The following is a 16871-nucleotide window of genomic DNA, read 5'->3' as shown; positions in this document are numbered from 1 at the left end:
GCCATGATACGGACTCATGACGCAGGTCATTGGCTGGAAGTCATTCTGGACCGCCCGGAACGACGCAATGCCTTGACTGGCCCCATGTACGAAGAGCTGGCCGACATCATCGACCAGGCCAATCAGAACCAGAAATATCGTGCCCTGATTCTGACCGGCGCGGGCGAGCATTTCTGTGCCGGCAACGACATCTCGGAGCTGTCCAATGTGCGCAACAATGACATGCCGCCGCCGATCAAGTTCCTGCGCAGTCTGGTCCAAGCCGACATCCCACTGATCGTGGCCGTAGAAGGTCACGCGGTGGGTATTGGCGTAACCTTGCTGCTGCATGCGGACTTTGTGTACGCGGCCCGTGACGCGCGTTTGCGCATGCCCTTCACCGCACTGGGCCTGTGCCCGGAAGGCGCCTCCAGCCACCTGCTAGCGCAGTACGTGGGGCCACGCCGTGCCAACGAATGGCTGCTGCTGTCACAAGCCTTCAGTGCCGAGCAAGCCATGGAAGACGGCCTGCTCACTGAACTGACCGACCACGGCAATAGCTTGGAAGCCGCCCGTGCCTGCGCCCACGCGTTGTCCGAGCAGCCTCCCATTGCCTTGCGCACCAGCAAGCGTCTGCTAAGAGAACCCCAGCGCGAAGTTTTGCTGGAGGTTCTGGAACGTGAGCGCAAGCTATTTTCCAAACTGCTGGAAGGCGAAGAAGCTCTGCAGATTCTGGGGCAAATGAGCCAGAACCGCAGCGGCAAATAGCGCTTGTGTGGACCTGATTTCTGCGCAAACCCGCATGTGCAGCGATCTTGCCACACTGCACCCGGTTCAGACGGGTGATAAGGGGCCTGTGAGAGCAGGTCCCTAATTTTTTTTACCGTATTCGCAAAAAAATCTTGCGTGCAAAAAAAAAATCGCTGTATTTTATTTTTTGCGCTGCAACAAATGCACCGCTTTAACACGTTCTTTGCGGATACGCCCATGACACACTCCTGTCCCCCCCAAGCCCAAGGCTTGTACCTTCCCGCTAACGAACACGACGCCTGCGGCGTCGGATTTATCGCACACATCAAAGGCCAGGCGAGCCACGCCATCATCACCCAAGGCCTTAAAATTCTGGAAAACCTTGATCACCGCGGCGCTGTAGGCGCAGATCCCTTGATGGGCGACGGTGCAGGCATTCTGATCCAGATCCCCGACCAGCTTTACCGCGAAGAAATGGCCGCTCAGGGCGTGACCCTGCCGCCCCCCGGCGAGTACGGCGTAGCCATGGTGTTCCTGCCCAAGGAAACCGCTTCCCGCCTGGCCTGTGAACAGGAGCTGGAACGTGCGGTACGTGCCGAAGGCCAGCACATGCTGGGCTGGCGCGATGTGCCGGTGGACAGCACCATGCCCATGTCGCCCACCGTCAAGGCCAACGAACCGGTGATTCGCCAGCTGTTCATTGGCCGCGGCCCGGATGTGATGGTGCCCGATGCGCTGGAGCGCAAGCTGTACGTGATCCGCAAGACCGCCAGCCACGCCATCTACCGCATGGCATTGGCCCACGGCCAGGAATACTTTGTGACCTCGGCCTCGGTGCGCACCATCGTCTACAAAGGCCTGCTGTTGGCTGACCAGGTTGGCCGCTACTACCGCGATCTGGCCGACCCTCGTGCCTGTTCAGCCCTGGCTCTGGTGCACCAGCGCTTTTCCACCAATACCTTTCCCGCCTGGCCTCTGGCCCACCCCTACCGCCTGATCGCCCACAACGGCGAAATCAACACGGTACAGGGCAACTTCAACTGGCTACGTGCCCGTGAAGGCGCCATGGAATCGGCCGTGCTGGGCTCAGATCTGCAAAAGCTTTACCCCATCGTGTACGAAGGCCAGTCCGACACGGCCACTTTCGACAACTGTCTGGAACTGCTGGTGATGGCCGGCTACTCGCTGCCGCACGCCATGATGATCATGATGCCGGAGGCCTGGGAGCAACACGCCGAGATGGACGAAAGCCGTCGCGCTTTCTACGAGTACTACGCAGCTCAGATGGAACCATGGGATGGTCCTGCTGCCATCGCCTTTACTGATGGCCTGCAAATTGGTGCACTGCTGGACCGTAACGGCCTGCGTCCCGCCCGCTACGTCATTACCGACGACGACATGATTGTGCTGGCCTCTGAAGCCGGTACCCTGCCTATTCCTGAGCACCGCATCGTCAAGAAATGGCGTCTGCAACCGGGCAAGATGCTGCTGATCGATCTGGAACAGGGCCGCATCATTGACGATGCCGAGATCAAGTCCCAACTGGCCAACACCCACCCCTACAAGCAGTGGATTGAACGCCTGCGCTTGCGCCTGGACTCCCTGCCCAGCGTGCCCGGCGTGCGTCCCCAATTGGCCACCCGCGACCTGCTGGATCAGCAACAAGCTTTTGGCTGGACCCAGGAAGATATCAAAGTCGTCCTGCAGCCCATGGCCAGCAAGGGCGAAGAGGCCACCGGCTCCATGGGCAACGACGCTCCGTTGGCCGTGCTATCCGACAAATCCAAGCCCTTCTACAACTACTTCCGCCAGCTGTTCGCTCAGGTTACCAACCCGCCTATCGACCCGATTCGCGAACAGATGGTGATGTCGCTGGTGTCCTTTATTGGCCCCAAGCCCAATCTGCTGGACATCAACAACGTCAACCCGCCGCTGCGTCTGGAAGTGTCCCAGCCCGTGCTGAGCCCGGCTGACATGAACCAGATCCGGCGCATTGAAGCGGCCAGCAATGGCAAGTTCCGCAGCCAGGAACTGGACATCGTCTACCCCAGCGCGTGGGGACCGGAAGGCATAGAGGCCAGCGTGGCCGCCCTGTGCGCCCGTGCGGCAGATGCCGTGCGCGATGGCTACAACATCCTGATCCTGACGGATCGCCGCTGTGACGCCGAGCATGTGGCCATCCCCGCCCTGCTGGCAACCTCGGCCATTCACCAGCACCTGATCCGCATCGGCCTGCGTACCCGCACGGGTCTGGTCGTGGAAACCGGCTCGGCCCGTGAAGTGCATCACTTCGCGCTGCTGGGTGCGTATGGTGCCGAAGCCATGCACCCCTGGCTGGCTTTTGAAAGCCTGCAGCATCTGGCCCAGGACCCGATCAACCAGATCGACGCGTCCCAGGCCGAGGGCTACTACATCAAGGCCATCAACAAGGGCTTGTACAAGGTCATGTCCAAAATGGGCATCTCCACCTACATGTCCTACACCGGCGCGCAGATTTTCGAGACCATCGGCCTGTCGCGCTCGCTGGTGGACAAATATTTTGTGGGTACTTCCTGCCCGGTGGAAGGGATTGATATCTTCACCGTGGCCGAAGAAGCGCTGCGTCAGCATCGCGCCGCCTACAGCAAAGACCCCGTGCTGGAAAACCATCTGGAAGCCGGTGGCGAATACGCAGTACGCGTGCGCGGCGAAGCCCATATGTGGACCGCCGACTCCATCGCCAAACTGCAACACGCCACCCGCAGCCAGAACTACAGCACCTACAAGGAATACGCCCAGCTCATCAACGAGCAAAGCCGCCGTCACATGACACTGCGTGGTTTGTTCGAACTGCGTCTGGACCCGGCTCAAGCGATTCCTTTGGAAGAGGTGGAACCGGCTAGCGAGATCGTCAAACGCTTTGCAACCGGCGCCATGTCGCTTGGTTCGATTTCAACCGAAGCCCACGCCGTACTGGCCGTGGCCATGAACCGGATTGGCGGCAAGTCCAATACTGGTGAAGGTGGCGAGGACGAGTTGCGCTACCAGCACGAAATGCAGCACGGTAAAAGTGGCATCCGCCAGGGTGACACCTTGGCCAGCGTGTTAGGCCAGGATCGCGTATTTGCCGACATTGAGCTGCAAGAGAACGATTCGCTGCGCTCGCGCATCAAGCAGGTTGCGTCCGGTCGCTTTGGCGTATCCGCCCAATACCTGTGCAGTGCAGATCAAATTCAGATCAAGATGGCACAAGGCGCCAAACCCGGTGAAGGCGGCCAGTTGCCCGGCCATAAAGTGTCCGAGTACATCGCCAAGCTGCGTTACTCGGTGCCTGGTGTCGGCCTGATTTCGCCCCCACCGCACCACGACATTTACTCCATCGAAGATTTGGCCCAGCTGATTCACGATTTGAAGAACGTGAACCCACAAGCAGATATCTCCGTGAAGCTGGTGTCCAAAGTCGGTGTGGGCACCGTGGCTGCTGGTGTTGCCAAAGCCAAGGCCGATCACATTGTGATTGCCGGTCACGACGGTGGTACGGGTGCTTCGCCCCTATCCTCTATCAAGCATGCCGGTACGCCGTGGGAGCTGGGCCTGGCTGAAACCCAGCAAACCCTGTTGCTGAACCGCTTGCGCAGCCGTATCCGCGTGCAGGCCGACGGCCAGATGAAAACCGGCCGCGATGTGGTGATCGGTGCCCTGCTGGGTGCGGATGAATTCGGCTTTGCCACAGCTCCGCTGGTCGTGGAAGGCTGCATCATGATGCGCAAATGCCATCTGAACACCTGTCCCGTTGGTGTTGCCACTCAGGACCCCGTGCTGCGCCGCAAGTTCAAGGGCAAGCCCGAGCACGTAGTGAACTACTTCTTCTTCGTTGCAGAAGAAGTGCGTGAACTGATGGCCAAGCTGGGTGTACGCCACTTTGACGATCTGATCGGTCGCAGCGACTGGCTGGATATGCGCAGCGGTATCGAACACTGGAAAGCCCGGGGCCTGGACTTCTCCCGTCTGCTGCATAAAGTGGACAATGAAGAGTCCCCACGTCAGATCGCTACCCAGGATCATGACCTGGAACACACGCTGGATCGCCAACTGATCGAGCGCAGCGCCGTGACCCTGAATCAGGGCACGCCGTTGTCTTTCATCACTCCCGTACGTAACCGCAACCGCAGCGTCGGTGCCATGCTCTCGGGCGTGTTCACCAGGAAATACGGCCATCAAGGTCTGCCTGACGACAGCCTGCACATTCAGTGCAAAGGTACAGCGGGTCAGAGCTTTGGCGCTTTCCTGGCGCAGGGCATCACCCTGGATCTGGTGGGTGAAGCCAATGACTACGTAGGTAAAGGCTTGTCCGGCGGCCGCATTATCGTGCGCTCGCCCAACGACTTCCGTGGCTACGGCCCGGACCACATCATCGTGGGCAATACCGTGCTTTACGGCGCCCTGTCCGGTGCGGCTTACTTCAACGGCGTGGCCGGTGAACGCTTTGCCGTGCGTAACTCCGGTGCCAGCGCGGTTGTGGAAGGCGTGGGCGATCATGGTTGCGAATACATGACGGGCGGTACCGTGGTTGTCCTGGGCGAAGTGGGCCGCAACTTTGCAGCCGGCATGTCCGGTGGCGTGGCCTACGTGTGGGACCCGCAACGTCGCCTGCAACTGCGCTGCAACCCCGGCATGGTGGATCTGGAGCCGGTCCTGAGCAAGGCCGAGCAAGAGATGAACAGCAGCATGGCGCAATGGCACAGCCGTAGCGCCCAGGGCGAACGTCAGACCGACGATTCAATCTTGCAAACCCTGGTTCAGGAACATTTCAAGGCCACGGGCAGCTTCCAGGCCCGCGAGCTCTTGAAAGACTGGGACAGCGCCCGCGCACAATTCGTCAAAGTCATTCCACGCGAGTACCGACGTGCATTGAGCGAATTGTGGCAAAGCCCGCAAGCGAGCAAAGCCGCACCCAAAAGCAGTAAAACCCGCCGTTCGGCTTCGGCCTGAACCCTTCCCATCACCATCAGGAAACGACACATCATGGGAAAGACGACTGGATTTCTTGAGTTTCAACGTCTGCAAGAAGCCGTAGAAGCTCCTTTAAAGCGGGTCAAGCACTGGAAAGAATTTGTCCAGGTATTGAACGACGAGCAGGCAGGCCAGCAGGCCGCCCGCTGCATGGATTGCGGCATCCCTTTCTGCCACAACGGCTGCCCGGTCAATAACATCATTCCCGACTGGAATGATCTGGTTTACCGCCAGCAGTGGAAAGAGGCGCTGGACGTGCTGCACTCCACCAATAACTTTCCGGAAATTACCGGCCGCATCTGCCCCGCTCCTTGCGAGGCAGCCTGTACCTTGAACATTGACCGTGCGCCCGTGGGTATCAAATCCATTGAGCACGCCATCATCGACAAAGGCTGGGCAGAAGGTTGGGTTGAACCACAAGTACCTACCCACAAAACTGGCAAACGCGTGGCCGTCATTGGCTCCGGCCCTGCCGGATTGGCCAGCGCCCAGCAATTGGCACGCGTCGGCCACGAGGTCACCGTGTACGAGAAAAGCGACCGCATTGGTGGCCTGATGCGCTACGGCATCCCCGACTTCAAGCTGGACAAACACTTGCTGGATCGCCGTATCGCCCAGATGCAGGCCGAGGGCGTGCAGTTTTTCCCCTCTACCTATATTGGCCAAGCACAAGACCAAGCCGCCCAGGAACCGGGGCTGACCGTGCTGTCCCCTACCGATCTTGAGCAACAGTTCGACGCCATCATCCTGGCAGGCGGCTCCGAAACACCACGCCTGCTGGACGCCCCCGGCAGCCAACTGCAAGGTGTACATCCCGCCATGGACTTTTTGCGCATCCAGAACCAGCAAGTTGCCGGTTCGCGAGGCGCTCCCGCCATCAGCGCTCAAGGCAAGCATGTCGTAGTGATTGGCGGCGGTGATACCGGCTCGGACTGCGTGGGCACCAGCACACGCCAAGGCGCAAAATCAGTCACCCAATTCGAACTGATGCCCCGCCCGCCCGAGCAGGAAAACACGGAGCTGACCTGGCCCTACTGGCCCATGAAGCTGCGCACTTCGTCCTCGCACGAAGAAGGCTGCGAGCGTGACTGGGCGATCAACACCGTAGAGCTGGAAGGTAAGAACGGCCAAGTCAAAGAACTGCGCGCCGTTCGGGTGGAATGGAAAACCGATCCCGCGACAGGCCGCATGAGCATGACGCCCATCGCCGGTTCCGAAATGACCTTCCCCGCCGACCTGGTCCTGCTGGCCATGGGCTTCACCGCTCCCGTACGCCAAGTGCTGGACGCCTTCGCCGTAGAAGCCGACCAGCGCGGCAACGTCGCCGCCAACACGGATGACTACCAAACCAGCCGAGCCAAAGTCTTCGCCGCCGGAGACATGCGACGCGGCCAGTCCCTGATCGTCTGGGCCATCCGCGAAGGCCGCCAATGTGCCCGTTCCGTAGACGAGTTCTTGATGGGGAGTTCAACACTTCCCCGCTAAGTCTTCTTGGCAGTACCAGTAAGCAAACAGCCAGCCGCGATAAACGGCTGGCTGTTTGTCTTCAAGCGAGCGAGATCACTTCCAGGCCCCCTGACTTCGCGGGTCCTTATTTGTTGTTTGCGGCTCGCTGCCTGCTGCCTGCTGCCTACGAGCCTGTCATCCATATCTGCCAGCTTTATTTGCCTGGCAACGGATTGCAGCAAGAAGCAGCCAGAGCGATTAGTTGTGGGTTGTCGGCTGTTGGTTGCCACCATTCTGAAGCCCTTGCTGGCTTGAGGCTGGGTTGGAGCATTCAGGGGGCTTGCCGCCGTCTGGGGCTGTTGTAGGGATGCAAGCACCTTGCTGTTTGAGTTCAACGCTTGTGGTTTGTCCGGGGGACAAACCACTGAACGAGTTCAAGGTGCGCCCTACAACAGCCCCAGACAAGGGCACCGGTGCGCAGCACCGGCAAGCTTCCGCTCCGACCCAGCCTCAAGCCAGCAAGGGCTGCCGCAAGGACTCCACTCCCCACCTAAAACCCGCAAAACCCTGCAAACCCCACCCCCATAAGCCTTTGATTTAATTTCCCTTTCCAAAGAACCCTAGGGTTTTCCCTTAAAAACCACAGGCTAATCCAATCCCTAGGGTTTACCCTTGCTTTTAGACTAGGGAAAACCCTATAATGAGAACTCGTAACTTAGACCTTCACCTTAAAGGGAAAGCAAATGTCTACCATGACCACTTACTCGCACTACATTCACTGGAGTGATGCTGTTGAGCGTGGGGTAATGCAGCATGCCCTGGAAAATGGTGAATCCGTGTCTTTAACTGCACTGACCAAAGCAGCGGCCAAACAAGTTTCCAAAGCCGCAAACGTGGTGTTCAAGTACATGGTCGAACTGACCCGTGCCTTGAACGAAGCCCGCATCCGCGATTCCCGCATGTCGGCCAGCTACTGGTAAGCCACGCATCACCGTCGTAACGCTCAAGCAAAACACCGCTTGATGTTGAAAAGCCTGCTGATTTAGCAGGCTTTTGTTTTTTCTGCGTTTGCTAATACGGCCTTTCCAGCGGCACACCTTCATCCACCGCCCGGGACCTTGGCTCATTGGGCGCCAGCACCTCACCACGCGTCTCCCCAGCCCCAAGATCAAGACAAGCCCAGGCACGGAGAGCGTTTCTTCCAGCGCCGCAGAAAATGAAAAAGGCCAGCAAAAGCTGGCCTGCAGAACGACGGTGCCTCACAAAACATAGGCCCAACACGAAATCGTCCTTGATCAAGAAGCACTGCTCAAGACTTGTTCAACAAGTTCTTCAGCATATCCAGCCGCTGCTTGGGACTTAAAGCCGCCTGCGCCGGATCTTCCTGGGCACCAGGGTCTTCAATCTTCATCTCATCAATAAAGCGCGATCGCTCACGCACCAGATTCTCACGTGCGCGTCTGCGCTTCTTGCACCAGCTCAAGCGCAAACTGCGCTGCGCACGCGTAATACCCACGTACATCAGACGCCGCTCTTCCTGAATGCGCTGGGCCAGAATATCGGCTTCTTTATCCGGGTCTATATCTTCGTCATCGCGCCCAATGTGCGGCAGCAGCCCCTCTTCCACCCCCACCAGGAACACATGCGGATACTCCAGCCCCTTGGAAGCATGAAGCGTGGACAATTTGACCGCATCCGGGTCTTCATCCTCACCGCGTTCCAGCATGGTGATCAGGGCAACTCGCTGCACCAAGTCATTCAAACTCAGTTGATCGTCTGCCGCTTTGGACTTCAGCCAAGTAATCAACTCCAATACGTTTTCCCAACGAGTCTGCGCGGGTCGCTCGTCGAACATATCGTAGAGATAGCGCTCGTAATCAATCGCCCGCAGCAGCTCGTCCAGCAATTCGCTGACGGCCGTCTCGTGTCCTTCCTGATCGCTCTCTACCCGGTCCGCTCTTTGCTGGATACGGCCAATAAACTGCGCAAAGACACTTAAAGGCTCCAACTGCCTTTCCGGTAAGCGATCCGTCAGAGCGATTTGCGAGACGGCGGAATACAAAGACAGCTTTTGTTCCGCCGCAAACTGACCCAGGACCTGCAAGGTAGCCTGCCCAATTCCGCGCCTTGGTGTCGTCGCTGCGCGGATGAATGCCGGATCATCATCGTCGTTCGCAACGACTCGCAAGTAAGAAAGGATGTCGCGAATCTCGGCCTTGTCAAAGAAACTCTGCCCACCCGAGATGGTGTAGGGAATGCGCAGATTGCGCAGCGCCTGCTCAAAGATACGGGCCTGATGGTTGCCACGATACAGCACCGCAAAATCTCGCCACTCGGCCTGACGCTCGAAGCGCTCTGCCGAGATACGCATGGCCACTGAATCGGCCTCGTTCTGCTCGTCGTCTGTCACGTGAACCTGGATAGGCTCACCAAAGCCCAGGTCAGACCAGAGCTTCTTACCAAACACGACAGGATTATTGCCAATGACATTATTGGCAGCCTGCAAGATGCGCTGCACCGAGCGATAGTTCTGCTCCAGCTTCACGACTTTCAGGTCCGGGTAATCCTTGGGAAGCTGCGCCAGATTCTCCACGGTAGCGCCACGCCAGGCGTAAATGGCCTGATCGTCGTCCCCCACTACGGTGAACATATTGCGCTGACCGGTTAGAGAGCGCACCAGCCGATACTGACAAAGATTAGTGTCTTGATATTCGTCCACCAGCAGATACTGCACCTGACGCTGCCAGCGCTCGCGCACTTCCTGATTGTCTTCCATCAACTGCGCAGGCAGGCGGATCAGATCATCAAAGTCCACCGACTGATAGGCAATCAAGGTGGCGGCGTAGTCGCGGTAAATACGAGCCGCCTCGATCTGGCTGGGCGAGTTTGCAGCACGCTCCGCATCGTCCGGCCCCATCAAGGCGTTTTTCCATAAGGAGATTTCCTGCTGAACGGACTTCAGGCGGCCTTTATCCGTGGTAGCCAGCAGTTCCTGAATAATTGCCAGCGCATCGTTGGAATCCAGAATGGAAAAGCGCGGCTTCAAACCCACGTGCTGTGCTTCCTCACGCAACATGCGCAAGCCCAGAGAGTGAAAGGTGCTGACGGTCAGCCCTCGCAACAGCTTGGGATCTACCAGGGCGCGAATCCGCTCATTCATTTCACGCGCCGCTTTATTGGTAAAAGTCAGCGCGACCACTTGCCGGCCCGTGTACCCACACTCACGCAGCAGATAAGCGATTTTCTGTGTGATCACCCGTGTCTTGCCACTGCCCGCTCCGGCCAGCACCAGGCAAGGCCCATCCATATACAACACGGCCTGACGCTGCATGGCGTTCAGGTCGGTGGGGACAGTATGGCCTGGAGTAGTGACGGAGGTGGACATGGTGGAATCAGTGAATACTAGGCAAGAAAACGAGGTTCAACGCCAAACAACGTGCAGAACTAAAAGTGACATCCCAGCCAGGCCGAGTACGGTTTGATGACAAGCGAAAGGCTGACACAGAGACACAGCAGCAGCGAGGTACAGCGGGCATGGCAACGGCAGAGCAATCATCACCCTACAGCCATCGCTCCACAGCTTCATGGCTATTGGCTCATAGCTGCATAGCTGCATAGCGCACAAGGATACACCCTGATGTACTGAAGATGCTCCTACCGTCCTGCATATACATGAGCCTGGAGAATCTTAAATCTCGAGGGGATCGACCTCAATCGTAATGCGCACTTTATGCTGCTTGGCCAACTGCGCGACCTGTGGCCCCCAATAGCGCACAAAGGCTTGCAAGGCCGGACGATGGGCGCTTTCCAACAGCAACTGGGCACGCTCCACTTTGGCAACGCGCAAAACACGTAAGGGCACGGGATCGTACAGGAAAACCTGATCCGCGCCCGGAAATTCATTCGGATATTCTTCAGGCAAACGGCGCGCCTGGGTCAACAAGCGAATGGCATCTGCCAATTGCGGCGCTTCGGCAGACAGAAGCACCTGATAGGCAAAAGGCGGCAAGCCCACGGACTCGCGCTCGTTCAAGGCGCTTTGAGCAAAGCCTATGTAATCGTGCTTGATCAGGCTTTGATAAACGGCCTGCTCCGGGTAGCCCGTCTGGATGATGACATCCGCCCCTTCGGTATGGCGACCAGCCCGGCCTGCTACCTGCATCAGTTGAGCAAACAGACGCTCGGGCGCGCGGAAATCATGGGCGAACAAGGTAGCATCGGCATTGAGCACACCGACGACGCTCAAGCGGGTGAAGTCATGACCTTTGGCCACCATCTGGGTGCCCACCATGATGTCCACTTCGCCCGCATGCACCTGCTCGAACAATTGCTGCGCGCTGCCCTTCAAGCGGGTACTGTCCGCGTCGATACGCACCAGGCGGGCATTAGGAAAACGCTCGCCCAGAAACTCTTCAATACGTTGAGTGCCACGCCCCATAGGCTGCAAGTCCTGATCGCCGCAATCCGGGCAAGCACGCGGCACGGGGGCCTGATAACCGCAATGGTGGCACTGCAAATTGTGCTTGAAGCCATTTTGCCGGTGCAGCACGGTGTACACCGTGCAACGCGGACATTGAGACAGCCAGCCGCAAGAGGCGCAATGCAGCACAGGCGCGTAGCCACGCCGGTTGATAAACACCAGCGACTGCTCGCCACGGTCCAGACACGCTTCCAGCGCATCCAGCAACTGAGGAGAAAAACCCGACTCCAGGCGCAAATGGCGGGTATCGACCAGACGCATTCGCGGCAAGGAAACCTCTCGCGCACGCTTGGGCAGGCTCAACAGGCTATAGCGCCCTTGTCGAGCATGATTCCAGCTTTCCAGCGAAGGGGTGGCTGAACCCAGCACCACTGGCACTTTCAGATCGTAGCCACGCCACACAGCCAGATCCCGAGCGGAGTAACGCAAGCCATCTTGCTGCTTGTAAGAAGCGTCGTGCTCCTCGTCCACAATAATCAGGCCCAGCTCGGGCATGGGGGTAAAAATGGACAGCCGTGTTCCCAACAAAATGCGCGCCTGACCACTGTTGACGCGCAACCAGGAGCGCAACCGTTCACCTTCGGAAAGACCACTATGCAAGACAGCCAGCACATCGCCGGGCAAGACGCGCGCCAAACGAGCACGCAAGACCTGCTCGAACTGAGGTGTCAGATTGATTTCGGGCACCATGAACAAGACTTGCCGACCGGCGGCCAGCACCTGTTCCAGCACCCGCATATAGACTTCGGTTTTCCCGCTACCCGTTACGCCATGCAGCAACATGCAGCTACCGGGTTTGGCCGCCACAATGCCATCTACCGCAGCCTGCTGTTCGGCATTGAGCACGGGCAGGACGTCGCTGTCCACCGGCTCCACCTTCTTTTCCTTGCGCTTGGCCATGCGCAATACCGGACCACCAGCGGAACGCTTGCCCAGATAGGCAGAGGGTTTGCGCAAAGGCCCTGGCAAGGACGGCATCATGACCTCGCCCAGCGGACGGTGGTAATAGGTAGACGCAAAGCGCGCCATCCGCAACCAGTCCTGCGGGAAAGGCGGCAAGTCATCCAGCAGCTGATCAATCGCTTTGACCTGCTCGGGCGGGTAGGAAGGTTGCTCCGGCAAAGCCACCACCACGCCTATCATCTGCCGCCGCCCAAAATGCACAATGACCCGCTGTCCGATCAGGACGGGTTCGTGGTGCTGATAATCAAACACCCCATCCAGGGGAACGTCCAAAGCCACATGCAGCCAGAAAGGTCCGGTGCTTGCCGATGCAGAAATAGCGTCAGGAGTGGCGGTCATGGATGGTGGTTCAAAAAAGGGCTGGCCTGGCTGAAAGCCTGATAAGTCAAGAGCTTAGCGACCTGTGGATAACTTTGGGGAAAATGACATGAACAAAAAATACAAAGAAGCAAGCACAGATACAATTTAATTTTCAATATCTCTGAAATAAGGATAAAACGCAGAGAAATCAACTAATTAAAACTGGGTATTGAAATTAAACCTTAAATATAAAGACCTCAAACCCAGCTCTGTCTGTGTGCATAACTTTGCGCACAAGCTGCGACAGCCCGTGCGCAAAGACTATCAAACGCTGTGGTGTCGACGGCTGTAGGAGTGCACTTCTTCGACCAGAATGCCCACGGCTTCCGGGTCTGTGAAACGCGAAATACCGTGACCGAAGTTGAACACGTGACCGCCCTGACCCACAGGGCCAAAGTCGTCAATAACGCGACGGGCTTCACGGCGGATGGCTTCTTCGCCACCGAACATGGTCATGGGGTCCAGATTGCCTTGCAAGGCCAGTTTGTCACCAATACGAGCGCGCGCACGGGACAGGTTCACCGTCCAGTCCACACCCATGGCATCAGCGCCACAGCCAGCAATATCTTCCAGCCACATGCCGCCGCCCTTGGTAAAGACGATGACAGGGACGCGCTTGCCGTCATGCTCGCGAATCAGGCCATCAACCACTTTACGGGTGTAGGCCAGGGAGAATTCCTGGAACAGGGAGTCGGACAACACACCACCCCAGCTGTCGAACAGCATCACAGCCTGTGCACCAGCACGGATCTGATTGTTCAGGTATTCGCAGGTGGTTTGGGCATTGATTTCCAGCATGCGGTGCATCAGGTCCGGACGCTGATACATCATGCTTTTCACCAGACGGTAGTCGTCCGAGCCCTGGCCTTCCACCATGTAGCAGGCAATGGTCCAGGGGCTGCCGGCAAAGCCGATCAGCGGTACTTTGCCGTCCAGTTCCTTGCGGATCAGGGATACGGCATCAAACACGTATTGCAGCTTGGACATGTCCGGCGCTTCCAGCGCCATGACGTCGGCTTCGTTGCGTACAGGACGGGCAAAACGCGGGCCTTCACCAGCGACGAAATCCAGACCCAGGCCCATGGCGTGTGGCACGGTCAGGATGTCCGAGAACAGAATGGCGGCATCCAGATCGAAACGACGCAGGGGCTGCAAGGTTACTTCGCACGCAAATTCGGGATTCTGAGCCAATTGCATGAAGGAGCCAGCCTGGGCACGGGTGGCATTGTATTCAGGCAAATAACGCCCGGCCTGACGCATCAGCCAGATGGGGGTGTAAGGCACAGGTTCGCGCAACAGCGAGCGCAGGAAAACATCGTTTTTTAATTGAGGTAAAGACACGGCAATCCCTATTGAAAAATGCCTGTTAATTTTAACCATCGTGTTCGTCGTCTGGGTTTGACGCGGATCGAAAGCGTGCTGCATCGATATGGTGTTTGCGCATCAGTGCCCAGAAAGCACGCCGGTGCTTTTGCGCGGAGCGGGCCGCCATGGCGATATTGCCGCTATGGCGATCAAGGGCGGCGTGGATATAAGCCTGCTCGAAGCGGGCCACTATCCGTCCCTTGGCAACTTTGAAAGATTCCTGGCTGCTGGCGTAGCGCGAGGCTACCGCAGCGGCATAGGCTTCCAGCGTTGTCCCCTCCTGTTGCAAGATCGTTTGCGACAGGCGCTGCTCCGTTGGGCCGGGGTGCAGGACCAGATCCTGGTTTTCCTGCACCCTATAGTGTATCCGACCCGACAGCCCCGGTTCATTCAAAGCGTGGGAAGAGGTCTGTAAACGCTGACGATTGATGCGGGCGCGCAAATCGTCCAGGCATAAAGGCTCGCGCACGTAGTCTGCCAGACCCAGTTCCAGCAGGTCTGTCAGGGCCGCGGCCTTGATGGCACCCCGCAGCAAACCAAAGACCGGCACTGGCAAATGACCTTGGGCCACCGACAAGGCTCGACGCACGTGAATCAGGGTGGCCGCTTCGATGGGAATCAGACAGGCATCAAAACGTAGCAGCAAGGCCGATGCGCTGCGCAAAAACAAATACTCCTGATCGGGATGGGGCGGTGGTGGCGCCTGCAGAACATGCAGCTGCAAGCGCTCGCAAGGCGGGACGATGGCCTGTAAATTCTGAGCCCACGATGGCTGGGTGTGCAGCAACGCACAATCGAGGTGTAGACGCATAAGACTGTCCTTGAGAAGCCGGGCGAACCACACCGGCCGCCCCATAATCATGAGCCTCTAGGATAGAAATCCGACCCGTCTGCGATAAGTCGGAGTTGCGTCTACGTAGCTGTACTTAATCGCCGCAAATACGGCTGCGACGCCATTCGCTGGGCGATACGCCATAGCGTCGCCGGAAGGCGTGGCTGAACACGGCCGCGTCGGAAAAGCCCATTTGCCAGGCCAGCTCACTGATCTGCCGACCAGGTTTGCCGTCCACCAACAATTGACAGGCGCGCTCCAGGCGGGCGGCCATGATGTAATCGGCAGGCGCTTGCCCGCACAGCTCGAACAGCTTGTAGAGATAACGGCGTGAAATGCGAAACTGCAGCGCCAGGGACTGGGCATTCAAACCGGTATCACCCAGATGATCCTGCACGTATTGCTGAATTTGCAGCAGCTGCCCGCGCCGCACTTCGTCCAGGGCGGACTCGGTCGTCACCGGGCGACCATCGGCCAGGCTCAGAGCCATCATGCGAATCACGGTCTGGGACAGTTCGCTCAAGGCCGAGGGCGACAAGTGCCCGCGCTCCTGCAAACCCAAACGCAGCATATCCATGGCAATTCGGGCCGGACCTGTCGTGGCGGAGAACGAGCGGGCCACCGCATCGCTTAGCCAGGGCAACCAAGGCAGCAAACGCTCTTCCTCGAACTGCAAGACCAGAAAATGGGATTGATCCTGTACGGCCACTTCGTAAGGGCGGGTGGTGTCATAAATGCCCCACTCCCCGGCGTGCAAGATGCCACTGCGATTATCCTGCTGAATCTGACTGCTGCCACTGATCTGCAAGGTGACCTTGTACAGCGCCTGCTCGGATCGGCTGGCCAAGGCCTGGGTACGACGCACACGCTGCGCGCTGGTACACAGTTCCATGACATCGACCGAACCCATGCGATCGGTGGCCGCCCGGTTGGAGAAACCACGGCGAGAATCCGGCTGAACTTCCAAGGGCACAAAGTACGCGCACACCACTTCCTGCCAAGCAGCCAGGCTCTTGAAAGAAGCAGAGGGAGTGCGCAATAACATAGACATTGCCTGAGTGCCCTTTCGGCCAACGCAATTGATCGGGGTAAGGGGCAGAATATGCCCCCTTTCTTATAGCCCTAAAAAATTCAAGCGTCTACGGTCGTTAACCCGCTGTATCAGCGATCCATGGAGCCGTACAGGTAGGGCGCAGGCTCCAGACCCATACTGTTCATCTTGACGGTTAGCTCCGTACGCGCCTTGAGTACATCATCAAAACGATGCCGGCGCGATGCCCCTACCTCGGCCGAGGTAAAGGGTCGGTAATCGGGTGTCATTTCTTCCGGGCTGAACTTGGCCACAATCCAGTTCAGCACACGAGCCAGATCGGCATTATCCAGTTGCGACTGCGAGGCACCGGGCACTCGAATCATATAGTCCCGTCCAGCTGGCAAGCGTGTAAACAAGCCAATGGACTGGTTGAAATTGGGGATGCCCCGATGCGTCAGGCCCTGGCCATCGTAGCGATGGCAACCTGCGCATTGCAGCATATAGTCTTTGAAAGCCTGCGAACTTTGCAGGTAATCGCCCGTTCCGGCCATCTCTTCTTGGGCATGGGCCCAAGGCGTAAACGCCAGGAGTACGGCGCCCAAACAGGCCAGGCGCAAAGATGTCCACACAGTGATGCCTCCTTAAGTGACCGAACGCCATCCTGACCGCCC

At 58.1% G+C, this 16871-nt stretch carries 10 protein-coding genes; 4 read left to right on the top strand and 6 right to left on the bottom strand.

The genetic code is table 11. The features are described from left to right. Nucleotides 1-3: 3 nt before the first annotated feature. The 4 genes from NBV64_RS02480 to NBV64_RS02465 all read left to right on the top strand — a co-directional run bounded on the left by NBV64_RS02480 (nucleotide 4) and on the right by NBV64_RS02465 (nucleotide 8147). Nucleotides 4-747 (top strand): enoyl-CoA hydratase/isomerase family protein, encoded by a 744-nt coding sequence (locus tag NBV64_RS02480; RefSeq protein WP_250756626.1) that lies wholly within the window; start codon nucleotides 4-6, stop codon nucleotides 745-747. A 219-nt stretch (nucleotides 748-966) separates the two neighbouring features. Next, complete coding sequence (locus tag NBV64_RS02475) at nucleotides 967-5700, top strand: glutamate synthase-related protein (protein ID WP_250756625.1); 4734 nt, start codon at nucleotides 967-969, stop codon at nucleotides 5698-5700. Nucleotides 5701-5733: 33 nt separating this feature from the next. Then, the gene (locus NBV64_RS02470; protein WP_009462691.1) at nucleotides 5734-7206 is read left to right on the top strand and encodes a glutamate synthase subunit beta; all 1473 of its coding nucleotides are present in this window, start codon (nucleotides 5734-5736) and stop codon (nucleotides 7204-7206) included. Between the two features lie 704 nt (nucleotides 7207-7910). Further along, a complete protein-coding gene (locus tag NBV64_RS02465; protein ID WP_022983381.1) occupies nucleotides 7911-8147 on the top strand; it encodes a hypothetical protein in 237 nt (78 codons plus the stop codon). A gap of 329 nt (nucleotides 8148-8476) precedes the next feature. On the opposite strand, the gene NBV64_RS02460 is transcribed toward NBV64_RS02465, so the two are convergent. The 6 genes from NBV64_RS02460 to NBV64_RS02435 form a co-directional block, all read right to left on the bottom strand. After that, complete coding sequence (locus NBV64_RS02460) at nucleotides 8477-10552, bottom strand: UvrD-helicase domain-containing protein (protein WP_250756624.1); 2076 nt, start codon at nucleotides 10550-10552, stop codon at nucleotides 8477-8479. A gap of 303 nt (nucleotides 10553-10855) precedes the next feature. Then, nucleotides 10856-12949, bottom strand: a complete 2094-nt coding sequence (locus NBV64_RS02455; protein ID WP_250756623.1) for a primosomal protein N' — start codon at nucleotides 12947-12949, stop codon at nucleotides 10856-10858. Between the two features lie 285 nt (nucleotides 12950-13234). Beyond that, the gene (hemE, locus tag NBV64_RS02450) at nucleotides 13235-14311 is read right to left on the bottom strand and encodes a uroporphyrinogen decarboxylase (RefSeq protein WP_250756622.1); all 1077 of its coding nucleotides are present in this window, start codon (nucleotides 14309-14311) and stop codon (nucleotides 13235-13237) included. Nucleotides 14312-14342: 31 nt separating this feature from the next. After that, the gene (locus NBV64_RS02445) at nucleotides 14343-15146 is read right to left on the bottom strand and encodes a hypothetical protein (RefSeq protein ID WP_009462701.1); all 804 of its coding nucleotides are present in this window, start codon (nucleotides 15144-15146) and stop codon (nucleotides 14343-14345) included. 115 nt (nucleotides 15147-15261) lie between these two features. Further along, complete coding sequence (locus NBV64_RS02440; protein ID WP_230940616.1) at nucleotides 15262-16218, bottom strand: AraC-like ligand-binding domain-containing protein; 957 nt, start codon at nucleotides 16216-16218, stop codon at nucleotides 15262-15264. 110 nt (nucleotides 16219-16328) lie between these two features. Continuing rightward, entirely contained in the window at nucleotides 16329-16829 is a 501-nt protein-coding gene (locus NBV64_RS02435; protein ID WP_021447058.1) for a cytochrome c family protein, read from the bottom strand. Nucleotides 16830-16871: the final 42 nt, after the last annotated feature.

This window comes from Alcaligenes sp. DN25 (assembly GCF_023674485.1).
GTDB classification, from domain to species: domain Bacteria; phylum Pseudomonadota; class Gammaproteobacteria; order Burkholderiales; family Burkholderiaceae_B; genus Alcaligenes; species Alcaligenes phenolicus.
This window is presented reverse-complemented; position numbering and strand designations above follow the sequence as displayed.